This window comes from Gordonia humi, assembly GCF_014197435.1.
Lineage (GTDB): Bacteria > Actinomycetota > Actinomycetes > Mycobacteriales > Mycobacteriaceae > Gordonia > Gordonia humi.
Window position 1 is genome coordinate 3625157 of the sequence record NZ_JACIFP010000001.1, and the last position, 13447, is coordinate 3638603.

Consider the following 13447-nt stretch of genomic DNA (forward strand, 5'->3'; position numbering starts at 1 on the left):
GGGAAGGGACGGCGGCAGGAAGAGGCGGCGGAGGGAGGAGACGGCGGAGGGAGAAGTGCCGGAGAAGAAGAGGCGGGATGCAGACGGCGCGCGGCTTACAGCCCCAAGAACCGCTCGGCGTTGCCGTGAGTGATCAGCGCGCGGGTGGCGTCGTCGAGGAAGTCGCTCTTGCGGACCACCTCACCGACCGGACGTTCGCCCAGCGGGTACGGGTAGTCGCTGCCGACCAGGACGCGTTCGCGGCCGATGGTGTCGACCAGCAAACGCAGGGCGCGCTCGTCGAAGACCACGGAGTCGACGTAGAACCGGCCGAGGTAGTGCGACGGCGGGAACTCGGAGGTGCCGATGACGTCGTTGCGTCGATGCCACGCGTTCTCCATCCGACCGAGCCAGAAGGCGAACGATCCACCGCCGTGCGCGAAGGCGATCTTGAGCCGCTCGTCGACGCGATCGAAGGTGCCGCCGAGGATCATCGCAAGGATTGACAGGTGCGATTCGGCAGGCATCCCGACGAGCCAGCGCGCCATCCATCGATCGAGTCGGGGTGAGCCCGCCATGTCCCACGGGTGAACGAAGACCGGTATATCCTTCTCCGCGCAGTGCTGCAGGAAGGTGACGACGCCTTCGTCGTCGAGGTCGCGGTCGCCGACGTGGTTGCCGATCTCCACGCCGCGATGACCGTTGGCGATGCACCGATCGAGTTCCGCGCACGCGAGGTCGGTGTCCTGCAGCGGAACCTGGCAGAACGGGATCATCCGATCACCGGTCGACTCCACGATCTCCAGCGCGAGGTCGTTGAAGACGGTCGCGATGCGTGCGGCCTGTTCACCCGATCGGGCGTAGTTGAAGAACACCGGGGTCGGCGAGACGACCTGAGCGGCGACGCCGTCGGCGTCCATATCGGCCACTCGCACCTCGGGATCCCAGGCGTCGGACTGGATCCGCCGGAACTCCGTGCTGCCGGTCATCATCATGGCCTCGCGCTCGGATTCGACGCGTAACCACGGGGCTTCGGCGCCCGCGACGTCGCTCAGGTCGGGCCAGCCCTTCGGGACGTAGTGGGTGTGGACGTCGATGATGTCACGCACGTCAGCCCTTTCCGGGGTGCAGCGCACCGCATTTCTTGCAGGTCCGAGCGTCGAGGTTCTCGTGGAAGTCCGCGAACACCGGCGGCATGTCGACGACGAGATCGCGCACCTGCAATTGGACCTCGTGCACCTTCGCATCGCATTCGAGGCAGTACCACCGGAACTCCTCGAGTGTGCCCTCGTGCCGGACCCGTTCGATGACCAGACCGATCGATTCCGGGTCCGGCCGCTGCGGCGAGTGCGGAATGTTCGCGGGCATCAGCCAGCTCTCCCCCTCGCGGATGTCGATGCGCCGAGGCCCGTCGTCGGTCATCACGTTGACGTGAATATCACCCTTGAGCTGGTAGAACCACTCCTCGTAGGGCTCGAAATGGAAGTCGTAGCGCTCATTGGGGCCGCCGACGACCTGCACGATGAAGTCGTCGCCCAGCGCCATCATCTGGTTGTTCACCGGCGGCTTGAGCAGATGTCGATGGTCACGAATCCAGCCTTGGAAATCGATGACCGGCGGAATCGTCGTCATGGGGTTCTCCTGATCGGGGTGAGTGGTCAGCGGGCCCGGCGATGCGCGATCGCCTGGATCTCGATGAGCAGATGCGGGTGCGGAAGTTGATGCACGGCGACGGTGGTCCGGGTGGGACCGAATTCGTCGAAGTACTCGCCGTAGACCTGGTTGTAGCGGCCGAAATCGTTCATCGACACCAGGTACGACGTCACTTGGCAGACGTCGGACAGATCGGCGCCGACCTCGGTGAGGATGTCGCGGATGTTCTCGATGACCGCGCGGGTCTGCACTTCGATGTCCAGATCGACTGTGCCCATCTCGTCCGCCCGCACACCCGCGAAGGTGTTGTCCGGCAGCCGGGAACTGGTTCCGGAGACGAAGATGAGGTCGCCGACGACCTTCACATGCGGGAATCGGCCGCGGGGCTTGGCCTTGCCGTCCACGACGGTGGCGCCGGAATCACGCTGGGCGGAGTCGACATCGGTCGTATCGCTGTCTGTCATGAGGTCTCCTGTCCGACGGTGCAGTCCAAGCGCACCGATCCGAGACCGTCGACCGTGCAGTCGACGGTGGTCTCGTGCAGCGGCAGCGCCGCGGTGGCCGCGCCCGCGAGGACGACGTCGCCCGCGCGCAGCGGGATTCGCGTGCGACGGCACATGTCCAGCAGCGCGTGGAGCGCCTGGACCGGGTCGCCGAGGATCGCCGCGGTGGAACCGGTCACCGATTCGTCGCCGACGCGCAGGGTGACGGCCAGGTCGGCGGCCTCGCGCATCGGCGCCCAGGCGCCGACGGCGAAGCCCGAGGCCGAGGTGTTGTCGGCGACGACGTCGGCGTAGGTGAACTTGAAGTCGAGGTACCGCGAGTCGATGATCTCCACCGCGGGGGCGATCGCGTCGACGGCGGTCAGGATGTCCTCATCGGGATCGTCGAGATCCACGTCGCGACACAGCCGGTAGGCCACCTCGGGCTCCACCTTCGGGTGGATGAATCGGCGCAGGTCGACGGTGCCGCAGTCGGCCGTCTCCATGGCGTCGGTGAGTCGGCCGACGATGACGTCCGAGACGCCCATCTGCGCCATCTTCGCTTTGCTGGTGAAACCCAGTTTGACGCCGACGAGCCGCTCGCCGCGCGCGATGCGGCGCGAGACCAGAGCTTCTTGGATCCGGTAGGCCAGGTCGACGTCGAAATCGTCGGTGACGGCCGGGTCGCGTTCCAGACTCGGCGTCTCGAGTCGGCCGGTCGCAGCGTCGTCGAGTCGCTGCGCGAGCGCATCGATCTGTTCGGTCCGGGACCGCTGTCCGGTGGTGGTGGTGTGATCGGTCATGGTGACGGCCTCTCGCAAGTGATGATCAGGTCAGAGAGAAATGCAGACATTGGTCGGCTCGGTGTAGAAGTGCAGCGAGGACTGACCGCCCTCACGTCCGATCCCAGACAACCCGACCCCGCCGAACGGGGCACGCAGATCCCGCAGATACCAGGTGTTGACCCAGGACAGCCCGACGTTCATCGCAGCGGCGACGCGATGCCCGCGGCGCAGATCGTTGGTCCAGACCACCGAGGCCAGGCCGTACTCGGTGTCGTTGGCGAGCGCGATCGCCTCCTCCTCGGTGTCGAAGGGCACCAGCCCGGCCACCGGCCCGAAGATCTCCTCGCGCATCACCCGCGCGTCGTTGGTCAGGCCGGCCCACAGGGTCGGCTCGATCCACGAGCCGCCCGCCAGATCGCCGCCCGGGTCGGCGACGCCGCCGCCGCACAGCACCCGCGCGCCTTCTTCGCGGGCGAGTTCGAAGTAGCTCAGGACCTTGCGGCGGTGCTTGTCGGAGATCAACGGTCCGGTCGTCGTCGCGGGGTCCGTCGGCTCACCGAGTCGGAGCTTCGCGGCGGTCTCGACCAGCCCTGCGACGATCTCGTCGAAGATCGTGCGCTGGATGTAGACGCGCTCGGTGCACAGGCATACCTGCCCGGTATTGGTGAAGATCGACTTGCTCAGCCCCGCAACGGCTTCCTCGACGTCGACGTCGTCGAACACGATGGCCGCGTTCTTGCCGCCGAGTTCCAGCGAGACCGGTCGCACTCGCGGCGCCACCGTCTTCATCACGTGGGTGCCGGTCGCCGACGAGCCGGTGAAGGTGACGGCGTCGATGTGGGGATGCTCGGTCAGGTACGCGCCCGCCGAGTCGGCGCCGAAACCGTGGACGACGTTGTAGACCCCGCGCGGCAGACCCGCCTGTTCGAGGACTTCGGCCAGCAGCGAGGCCGTGGCGGGAGTGTCCTCGCTCGGCTTGACGACGACGGAGTTGCCGCACGCCAGGGCCGGTGCCACCTTCCAGGTGAGCAGGAGGAGCGGCAGGTTCCACGGCACGATGATCGCCACCACGCCGATCGGCTTGCGGATCGCATAGTTCACGGCGCGACCACCGTCGGCGAGTTCGGTGAGGAACGACTCCTGACCGTCGGCGGCCACCATGTCGGCGAAGGCGCGGAAGTTGACCGGAGCCCGAGCGACGTCGAGACTGCGCGCCTGCGTCACCGGCTTACCCGTGTCCGCGAGTTCGGCGGCCACGAAGTCCTCGAAACGCTCCTCGATGAGGTCGGCGGCGCGGCGCAGGACTGCGACTCGGTCCGCGACCGGGCGCGTGGCCCATCCGTCGGCCAATGCTCGACGCGCGCTGGTGACGGCTCGGTCCACCAGATCGGCATCCGCCTCGTGCACCCGGGCATAGGCCCGCCCCGTCGCCGGGTCGACGGCGTCGAAGGCGTGGTCGGCGTCGGGCGCGACGAACGCGCCGTCGACGTAATTGCGAATCCACAGTGATGGCTGATCGGTCATGCATCTACTGTGACTCAACTCGCAATACCCTACAAATACCTATTCAGGTATCACTCATACCTGAATAGGCATAGTGTTTTGTCGGAAACTCCCTGTCATCGACGATCCGCACATGGCAGAGTCCACACTCGTCCCGATCGACGACAAGGAGTGAGATGACCAGGCCCGAGATCGCCCCCGAGACCAGTGCCGACTACGACGCCCGCGCCACGGTCTCCGCCGCGGAGTTCGACTCCATCATGGCCGAGTACCGCCGACGATCCGATGCCGCCGTCGCAGATCTGACCGGCGCCGCCGGGCTCGTCTACGACACTCCGAGCGGGCAGCGGCTGGACATCTGGGGCACGGGCGACGAGCCCCGACCGGTCTTCTTCGTCGTCCACGGCGGCTACTGGCGCATGCTGGCACGCGAGGACACCGCCTTCATGGCCGACGCCTTGGCCGCCGACGGCATCGCGACCGTCGCCGTCGACTACGGACTGGCGCCGTCGACATCGCTGCCCGAGATCGTGCGACAGGTCCGAACGGCACTCGCCTGGGTCTACCGCAACGGACGCGACTACGGCCTCGACGTCGACCGGATCGTGGTCGGAGGCAGTTCGGCGGGCGCCCATCTGGCGGCGATGACCATGGTTCCCGGGTGGCAGGACGCCGCGGGCGTCCCGGAGTCCACTGCGCGCGCCGGACTGCTGCTCAGCGGACTCTACGATCTGCGCCCGCTCGTTCACGCGCCGGCGAACGCGTGGCTCGGCCTGACACCGGAGTCCGCCGACGCCGTCAGCCCCGCCCGCTGCTCACCACCGGCCGCACCGGTCGTCGTCGCGATGGCCGAGAGCGAGGCCGGCGGCTTCCACCAGCAGAGCCGCGACCTGCACCGGCAGTGGTCGGGTGCGGGCACCGCGGAGCCGCTGACGGTCCCCGACCGCAATCACTTCGACGTCTTTCTCGATCTCGCGGATCCATCGAGCACCCTCTCGGACAGCCTGCGTCGCCTGATCGCGGGAACGGCCGATCCGCTCCCGAACGATTCGGAGACGTGAGGAGTCATCCGATGTCCACACCGAATTCAGAGTCCGCACCCGACGTCGGGCCGTCATCCGACTCCGACCTCGGCCCGTCGATTCCCCGACTGCTCGACGGACGGCTCAAGATCCGGCATCTGGTGCTCGTCGACGCCCTCACCCGCCAAGGCAGCGTCATCGGTGCGGCCGCCGAACTGCACGTCACCCAACCGGTCGCCACCCGCGGCCTGCGCGACATCGAGGCGATCCTCGGCGTCGAACTCTACGTTCGAGGCCCACGCGGAATCACCCCGACCATCTTCGGCACCGCCTTCACCGACCATGCGCGCGCAGTCCTGGCCCAACTCAGCCAGGCGGGCAGGCATGTCGTGGAACTGAGCAATGCCGATCGCGGCACGGTGATCGTCGGCACCCACCTGGCGGGATCGAATGTGCTTCTCCCCCAAGCCATCGCCCGTATCAAGGCCGAGCATCCGCTGCTGACCGTCATCGTCCGCGAAGGTGCGCCGTCAGCATTGCTCACCGAGTTGGAGTCCGGTCGCGTCGATGTGATCGTCGGCCGACTCACCGCTCCGAGCACCGCGGGCATCACGCGGATTCCGCTGTACGACGAGTCGGTCGAGGTCTTCGCGGGCTGCGAGCATCCGCTCGTCGCCGCGACGGAACTGGATCTCGCCGACCTGCGCGATCACCAGTGGATTCTGCCCGGGGTGGAGACCGCCCTGCGGAGCGAGTTGGAGAAGGCCTTCACCCGGCACGCCATTCCGCTTCCGGCGCAACGAGTCGAGGCGACCAGCTATCTCACGGTGCGCGAGCTGCTGCGCGCCACCGAGATGGTCGCCGTCCTGCCCAGCCTGATCGGGCGCAGCGACTCCAACCTGTGTCCATTGGCTGTCGACCTGTCGGCGATCAGCCACAGTGTCGGTCTCACCGTCGCCGCCGACCGCTCGTTCAGCCCTTCCGCCGCCGCCCTGATCGCCGCCCTGCGACACGTCGCCGAGAAGGAGCTGAGGTGACACGTCCACGGCAGTCGACGACGTGCGCGGCAGTCGGGAGTGCCGCGGGTGTCGGCGGATGCCGCGTCGTCGACGCCCGTCGACTCTCTACAGTTCGAACAGGTTCATCTTGTATGTCCGAACGGGCGGGGCGAAGCGACCGAGAACCGTCATCAGGAACCTAGACTTCGGCGACATCCGCTGCGCGACGGCGGACCCCGGAGTCGCGAACGTGCGGCTCTCGAGCAATCGAATCCCCAGTTCTTCCAACGATGCCGGATCGCGGCACGTCCACACCATGCGGGCCGAGAGCACACGGAACACCGGATTCGAGTCCTGGGTCTTCATCATCGTCGCTCCGCCGGTGTCGACCGCGAACCTCGTACCGGGGAAGCGCTTCGACAGACGTCGCAGAAGGTCGTGGACCATCGTCTCCTCGAAGTACAGGAGCACCGCCTCACTGATGAGCAGGATCGGTCCGCCTCCGACGGAGACGACGTCCCACCAGTTCTCGTCGAAGATCGATCCGGCGATCATCGTGTATCGCTCGGTGTCCTCGAAGTATCTGCGACGCAGCGCCATCGTGTCGGGGACGTCGAGGTCGAACCACCGCACCGAGCCGTTGTCGAGACGACGAAACCGGGTCGACAGTCCGCATCCCAGGTCGACGACGGTGCCGTCGGGATGCTCGCGGAGGAAGTCGCGGACGTACTCGTCGAAGATCGCGGCCCGCAGCACCGAGCCGCCGAGCGACGGTCCCCGGAACTTCTCGAAGTCGTAGTCGATCGCGGCGACGAGGTCGATCGCGGTCGAGTCGCCGAGAATGCCGTCCGCCGCCTCGGCATCCTTCGCCCGTCCGTACAGAGGGATCAGAAGCGTCTCCTGGATCTCGCCGAGGTCTACCGGATCAGCCATATCGATTCCTAACTTAGGCTTACCTAATTTAGGTCAGATCGTATTGGTTTCCACACCCGCCCGTCAAGGGACGACGAGCCTCGGACGTCACCTATCCCGTGCGCTGATCGGGAGGAGCCGAGACCTCCGGCTCCCGTTCGGCTGCCGGCGCCTCGCGCGAATCCACCGGTTCGGCGCTCGCCAGCCACCCCGGCAGACCCCTGCCCCGCCTGCTGAACAGCACGGCGACGATCGCCACCGCGGCGAACACCATCGAGGCGGCGTCGTATGGATCGGGCAACAGGGTCAGCACGAAGTACATGCCGACGCCACCGGCGAATCTGAGAGGTCGGACGAGGGCGCCCGGCAGGCGTTCACTGCGGTAGACGAGTTCGACGCAGAGGTCGCCGACCGATCGACCGGTCGCGACGATCACCAGGAACCAGACGCCGGCCGGGACGGCGGCGCCGAGCACCGACGCGAGGCCGCCGGACAGGACGGCTGCGCGGTCGTCGGACACGTACTCGAGCCACACCTGAGTGCCGACCGCGACCAGTGCGGACAGCATCGCCGCGGCGAGGACGTCACAGCCGACGCCGATCAGACGTCGCGTCTTGGTGACCGGCTGCGCGAGGTCGCGTCCGGGCAGTTTCTCCAACCCCCGCAGTCGCCTCGGAACAGCAAGCGAGAGAACAGACCCCAGCACTGCACCGGCAGTGTTGGTGACCATGTCGTCGACGTCGAAGAGACGATAGGCGCACTCGTACACACCCCACATACCGGTGAGCTGGGTGGTCTCGATGAACACGGAGACGGCGGCGCCGGTCACGAGCGCGGTCGGCAGACCACGACCGCCGAGAATCCGCACGAAGGCGCCGAGCGGGATGAACAGCAGGACGTTCAATGCCAACTGCAGGCCGGCCGGGTCGGTGAACGGGTGGCCACGATCGCGTGCCCCCTGCACGTCCCGAACCGCTTGCCACACATCGGTGTTCTTGCCGACGCAGATCAGATCGTCCGGGTCGGGCAACGGGAACAACGTGTACGTCCAGATCGCGCAGAAGTACACCAGCGCCGCGGCCCAGAGCAGCGACCTGCCCACCGTCAGACGACCGCGGCGCCGATAACTGATCGCCACGAAAGGCACGAATGCCGCGACAGCGAGCACCACGCCGAAACCGATGGCCAGTGCTCCCGAGAAGACCTCATTCCCCACGCCGACAAGACTATTCGGACTTGCGCTCGACGCGAAACGCAACAGTGCCCCGGAACTCTCGAGGAGTTCCGGGGCACTGTCAGCTCAGTGAGCGGATGTTATCAGGCGTTGCCCGACAGCTTCTCGCGCAGAGCGGCGAGCTGCTCGTCGCTGGCCAGCGAACCGCCGGTCGACGCCGCACCGGTCGAGGACGAGGCCTCGGTCGACGACGACGAAGTGGTCGACGACGAGTAGTCGGTCGGAGCGTTCTCGGCCTCGGCGGCCGCCGCGGCGAACTTCTCCATCTGAGCGGTGTGCATCTTGTGGCGACGCTCGGCCTCGGCGTAGCGGGCCTCCCACTCTTCACGCTGCTTGTCGAAGCCCTCGAGCCATTCGTTGGTCTCGGCGTCGAAGCCCTCCGGGAAGATGTAGTTGCCCTGCTCGTCGTAGCTGTCGGCCATGCCGTACTTCGAGGGATCGAACTCTTCGGTGTAGTCCTCGTTGGCCTGCTTCAGCGACAGCGAGATACGACGACGGTCGAGATCGATATCGATGACCTTCACCATCGCGTCGTCGCCGACGGAGACGACCTGGTCCGGAACCTCGACGTGGCGCTCGGCCAGCTCGGAGATGTGGACCAGACCCTCGATGCCCTCCTCGACGCGGACGAACGCACCGAACGGCACCAGCTTGGTGACCTTGCCCGGAACGATCTGACCGATCGCGTGGGTGCGGGCGAACTGACGCCACGGGTCTTCCTGCGTCGCCTTGAGCGACAGCGAGACGCGCTCGCGGTCCATGTCGACGTCGAGGACCTCCACGGTGACCTCGTCGCCCACGGTGACGACCTCGGACGGGTGGTCGATGTGCTTCCAGGACAGCTCGGAGACGTGAACCAGACCGTCGACGCCGCCGAGGTCGACGAACGCACCGAAGTTGACGATCGAGGACACGACGCCCTTGCGGACCTGGCCCTTCTGCAGCTGGTTGAGGAACTCGCTGCGGACCTCGGACTGGGTCTGCTCGAGCCATGCGCGGCGCGACAGGACCACGTTGTTGCGGTTCTTGTCGAGCTCGATGATCTTGGCCTCGACCTCCTTGCCGATGTACGGCTGGAGGTCGCGGACGCGACGCATCTCGACGAGCGAGGCGGGCAGGAAGCCGCGGAGACCGATGTCCAGGATCAGGCCGCCCTTGACGACCTCGATGACGGTGCCCTTGACGGCCTCGTCCTTCTCCTTGAGCTCCTCGATCGTGCCCCACGCGCGCTCGTACTGGGCGCGCTTCTTCGACAGGATCAGGCGGCCTTCCTTGTCCTCCTTGGTGAGGACAAGGGCTTCGACCTCGTCACCGACGGTGACGACTTCGCTCGGGTCGACGTCGTGCTTGATCGACAGCTCGCGCGAGGGGATGACACCCTCGGTCTTGTAGCCGATGTCAAGCAGAACCTCGTCGCGGTCGACCTTGACGATGGTGCCCTCGACGATGTCGCCATCGTTGAAGTACTTGATCGTGGAGTCGATGGCGGCGAGGAAGTCCTCAGCCGAGCCGATGTCATTGACGGCTACTTGCGGCGAGGTGATCGTGGGGGACGACATATGGTGAGTTGCTCCGGACAGGTAGGTAGTAGGTACGAGAATCCGATGCTGTCCACGCAGGCCAGACCCGATTTTCGTTGATTGTGTGCGCGCACGACGAACATGCGCGATTACCAGGGTACTACCCCGGCCTGGCCTGCACAAACGGAGTTCTCGCGCCTCGTCCGGGCGAGGACCGTCCCTGCCGAGGACTATAGGGATGGAATGATCGTCGGTGTGGCCCATTCCATCGAATTGCTGCTCGACGACAAGGCGGACGCCGCCGTCCGCCTGCGGTGGCGATCGCTCGACGCGCTCGGGATCCGTACGCCGGGTGCGACCGACTCGCCGACCGTCCGGCCGCACCTCACGTTGCTCGCCGGAACCGGAGTCCGCGGAGCCGACTCCGGCCTCGCGGCACTCGCGCAGCGGCTCCCGTTCCCGGTGACTCTCGGCGCCCCGGTGCTCCTGCCTGCCGGATCGCACTGGACTCTCGCACTGGGCGTGGTGCCCTCGACCGAGCTGCTGTCGGTGCATGCGACCGCGTTCCGCCTGTGCGGGGACGCGGTGACCGGGCTCGACGACCACGGCGTCCCCGGATCGTGGACGCCGCACGTCACGCTCGCGCGCCGCGTCGACGGCGACGGCGTGTCCGCCGCGGTCGCTGTACTCGGCGGTCCGATCCACGGTCGCGCCGTCGCCGTTCGTCGCTGGGACGGCGACGCGAAGTCCGAACAGGTGGTGTCCGGCCGTGAGTGCTGACTCTCCGCGTCCGCCCCGTGTGCTGGGCGACGTCGACTCGGGTACGAGCGAACGCGCCAATCGGTCCTGGTGGGATGCCGAGGCCGACGAGTACCACGACGAACACGGATCGTTCATCGGCTCGCATACGCCCGGCGGCGAGTTCGTCTGGGGACCGGAACGCCTACGCGAAGAGGACGCGGCGCTCCTCGGCGACGTCGCGGGCCGCGACGTCCTCGAAGTCGGCTGCGGTTCGGCGCCCTGCTCACGATGGCTCGCCGCCCGAGGCGCTCACGTGGTCGGCCTGGACGTGTCGGCCGGGATGCTCGCCCACGCCGTCGACTCGATGGCGCTCGACGATCGGCGCGTGCCGCTCGTGCAGGCCGGTGCCGAGCATCTGCCGTTCGCCGATGAATCGTTCGACATCGCCTGCTCGTCGTTCGGGGCGATCCCGTTCGTCGCCGACTCCGCCCGCGCCATGAACGAGGTGGCCCGCGTCCTACGACCCGGCGGCCGCTGGGTGTTCGCCACCAATCATCCGATGCGCTGGATGTTCCTGGACGATCCCGGACCGGATGGCCTGGTGGTCCGCATGTCGTACTTCGATCGGACCCCGTACAGCGAGGCCGACGACGACGGCGCCGTCACCTATGCCGAACACCACCGCACCATGGGCGACCGCATCCGCGAGATCGTCGCGGCGGGTCTGGTGCTCGACGACGTCGTCGAACCCGAATGGCCGGACGATCTCGATGCCGAGTGGGGTCAGTGGTCGCCGCTGCGCGGCTCCTACTTCCCCGGCACCGCCGTGTTCGTGACCCACAAGCCGGGGTAGGCGAGATCTCGTCGGCTCTGCGTCCGTCCCGGGCATCGACCCGATGTCGGCGACCGGCCGCCCTCACAGCAGCTTCGACAGGAACCCCTGCGTCCGTTCGTGCTGCGGATTCGACAAGACCTCGCGCGGGTCGCCCTTCTCGACGACGACGCCGCCGTCCATGAACACGAGTTGATCGGCGACCTCCCGAGCGAATCCCATCTCGTGGGTGACAACGAGCATCGTCATGCCGTCGGCCGCGAGAGCGCGCATCACCTCGAGGACGTCACCGACGAGTTCGGGGTCGAGCGCTGAGGTCGGCTCGTCGAACAGCATGAGCTTCGGCTCCATCGCGAGCGCGCGGGCGATGGCCACGCGCTGTTGCTGCCCACCGGACAGCTGGGCGGGGTAGGCGTCGGCCTTGCTGCGCAGACCGACCTGGTCGAGCAACGACAGCGCGCGCTCGGTGGCCTTCTCCTTCGACGCGCCGCCGACCAGGACCGGTGCCTCGATGACGTTGGCGAGGACCGTGCGGTGCGGGAACAGGTTGAAGTGCTGGAACACCATGCCGATGTCCCGCCGCTGGCGTCCCGCCTCCTTCGGGCTCAGCTCGTACAGTCGGCCGTTGCGCTCGCGGTACCCGATCAGATCGCCGTCGACGGTGAGGCGCCCGGCGTTGACCTTCTCGAGATGGTTCACACAGCGCAGGAACGTCGACTTTCCCGAACCCGACGGGCCGATCAGACAGGCCACCTCCCCGCGCGCGACCTCCAGGGACACGCCTTTGAGGACCTGCAGCGCACCGAAGTTCTTGCACACCTGGTCGGCGACGACCATCGGCGTCGTATCGGCGGTCACTTGCCCTCCTCCACGATCGGTTCGTTCGCGGCCGCGAGCGCCGCGAGCTGTCGTCCGGACAGGTTGCGCGACGAGCCCTTGGAGTAGTGCCTCTCCAGGTAGTACTGGCCCACCATGAGGACGCTGGTCACCACCAGGTACCAGGTCGACGCGACGAGCAGCATCGGGATCGGCTGGAAGTTGACGCCCGAGATGTCACGCTGACGGCCGAAGAGGTCCAGTGTGAACGGAACGGCCGAGACGAGGCTCGTCGTCTTCAGCATCGAGATGACCTCGTTGCCGGTCGGCGGGATGATCACCCGCATCGCCTGGGGCAGCACTGTACGGCGCATGGCCTGCCACCAGGTCATGCCGAGTGCGGTCGACGCCTCCATCTGTCCCTCGCCCACCGACGAGATGCCTGCGCGGACGATCTCGGCCATGTACGCGGCCTCGTTGAGAGCCAGACCGATCACCGCGATCACGAAGACGTTCTTCAGGCTGAACTCCTGAATGTTCACCTCGACGAACGTCGGTCCCCACGGGATGCCGACGTTCACGGTCTGGTAGATCGACCCGACGAGCCCCCACAGCACCAGCTGCACGTAGACCGGGGTGCCGCGGAAGATCCACAGGTACACCCACGACGTCCACCGGAACACCGCGTTCGGCGACATCCTCATCACCGCGACGATCACGCCGAGGATCACTCCGATGATCATCGAGAGGACCGTCAGCGCGAGGGTGTATCCGACACCGGAGAGGATCCGCTGCTCGAACAGGTAGTCACCGTACGTGCTCCACTTGTAGGCGTCGTTGGTCGCCGCACCGTAGACGAACAGCACGGCCAGAATGACGATGATGACGCCGACGACCCACTGGCCCGGGTGTTTGAGCGGAACCGCTTTGATCGGCGCCGGGACGTCCGACGTGTGATGGTCAGTCATCC

At 66.9% G+C, this 13447-nt stretch carries 14 protein-coding genes; 4 read left to right on the top strand and 10 right to left on the bottom strand.

Annotated elements, in window-relative coordinates:
* Nucleotides 1–95 precede the first annotated feature (95 nt).
* From BKA16_RS16655 to BKA16_RS16675, 5 genes are read right to left on the bottom strand one after another with little or no spacing between them, the layout of a single operon-like run.
* The gene (locus BKA16_RS16655; protein ID WP_183371727.1) at nucleotides 96–1088 is read right to left on the bottom strand and encodes an amidohydrolase family protein; all 993 of its coding nucleotides are present in this window, start codon (nucleotides 1086–1088) and stop codon (nucleotides 96–98) included.
* Between the two features lies 1 nt (nucleotide 1089).
* Nucleotides 1090–1611, bottom strand: coding sequence for a 3-hydroxyanthranilate 3,4-dioxygenase (locus BKA16_RS16660; RefSeq protein WP_183371728.1), 522 nt, complete (start codon nucleotides 1609–1611; stop codon nucleotides 1090–1092).
* A 26-nt stretch (nucleotides 1612–1637) separates the two neighbouring features.
* On the bottom strand, nucleotides 1638–2096 hold the full coding sequence (locus BKA16_RS16665) for a RidA family protein (protein ID WP_183371729.1): 459 nt from the start codon (nucleotides 2094–2096) through the stop codon (nucleotides 1638–1640).
* Complete coding sequence (locus tag BKA16_RS16670; RefSeq protein WP_183371730.1) at nucleotides 2093–2917, bottom strand: 2-keto-4-pentenoate hydratase; 825 nt, start codon at nucleotides 2915–2917, stop codon at nucleotides 2093–2095. Before BKA16_RS16670 ends, BKA16_RS16665 begins: the two co-directional genes overlap by 4 nt.
* Before the next feature lie 30 nt (nucleotides 2918–2947).
* Nucleotides 2948–4423 carry a 2-hydroxymuconic semialdehyde dehydrogenase gene (locus BKA16_RS16675; RefSeq protein ID WP_183371731.1) on the bottom strand — a complete coding sequence of 492 codons (1476 nt, stop codon included), beginning with the start codon at nucleotides 4421–4423 and terminating at the stop codon, nucleotides 2948–2950.
* A 155-nt stretch (nucleotides 4424–4578) separates the two neighbouring features.
* Here BKA16_RS16675 and BKA16_RS16680 point away from each other — a divergent pair, with 155 nt between their 5' ends.
* The gene (locus tag BKA16_RS16680) at nucleotides 4579–5463 is read left to right on the top strand and encodes an alpha/beta hydrolase (protein WP_183371732.1); all 885 of its coding nucleotides are present in this window, start codon (nucleotides 4579–4581) and stop codon (nucleotides 5461–5463) included.
* A gap of 11 nt (nucleotides 5464–5474) precedes the next feature.
* Nucleotides 5475–6461, top strand: a complete 987-nt coding sequence (locus tag BKA16_RS16685) for a LysR substrate-binding domain-containing protein (RefSeq protein WP_183371733.1) — start codon at nucleotides 5475–5477, stop codon at nucleotides 6459–6461.
* A gap of 87 nt (nucleotides 6462–6548) precedes the next feature.
* Here BKA16_RS16685 and BKA16_RS16690 read toward each other — a convergent pair whose 3' ends face one another.
* The 3 genes from BKA16_RS16690 to rpsA form a co-directional block, all read right to left on the bottom strand.
* Nucleotides 6549–7355, bottom strand: coding sequence for a class I SAM-dependent methyltransferase (locus BKA16_RS16690; RefSeq protein ID WP_183371734.1), 807 nt, complete (start codon nucleotides 7353–7355; stop codon nucleotides 6549–6551).
* A gap of 91 nt (nucleotides 7356–7446) precedes the next feature.
* Complete coding sequence (locus BKA16_RS16695; protein WP_183371735.1) at nucleotides 7447–8550, bottom strand: VanZ family protein; 1104 nt, start codon at nucleotides 8548–8550, stop codon at nucleotides 7447–7449.
* A 101-nt stretch (nucleotides 8551–8651) separates the two neighbouring features.
* A complete protein-coding gene (gene rpsA / locus BKA16_RS16700) occupies nucleotides 8652–10127 on the bottom strand; it encodes a 30S ribosomal protein S1 (protein ID WP_183371736.1) in 1476 nt (491 codons plus the stop codon).
* A gap of 216 nt (nucleotides 10128–10343) precedes the next feature.
* Here rpsA and BKA16_RS16705 point away from each other — a divergent pair, with 216 nt between their 5' ends.
* Together BKA16_RS16705 and BKA16_RS16710 are read left to right on the top strand one after the other, a co-directional pair.
* A complete protein-coding gene (locus BKA16_RS16705) occupies nucleotides 10344–10868 on the top strand; it encodes a 2'-5' RNA ligase family protein (RefSeq protein WP_183371737.1) in 525 nt (174 codons plus the stop codon).
* Nucleotides 10858–11682, top strand: coding sequence for a methyltransferase domain-containing protein (locus BKA16_RS16710; protein WP_183371738.1), 825 nt, complete (start codon nucleotides 10858–10860; stop codon nucleotides 11680–11682). Before BKA16_RS16705 ends, BKA16_RS16710 begins: the two co-directional genes overlap by 11 nt.
* Nucleotides 11683–11745: 63 nt before the next feature.
* On the opposite strand, the gene BKA16_RS16715 is transcribed toward BKA16_RS16710, so the two are convergent.
* The gene (locus tag BKA16_RS16715; protein WP_183373135.1) at nucleotides 11746–12498 is read right to left on the bottom strand and encodes an amino acid ABC transporter ATP-binding protein; all 753 of its coding nucleotides are present in this window, start codon (nucleotides 12496–12498) and stop codon (nucleotides 11746–11748) included.
* Between the two features lie 17 nt (nucleotides 12499–12515).
* Complete coding sequence (locus BKA16_RS16720; protein ID WP_183371739.1) at nucleotides 12516–13445, bottom strand: amino acid ABC transporter permease; 930 nt, start codon at nucleotides 13443–13445, stop codon at nucleotides 12516–12518.
* Nucleotides 13446–13447 lie beyond the last annotated feature (2 nt).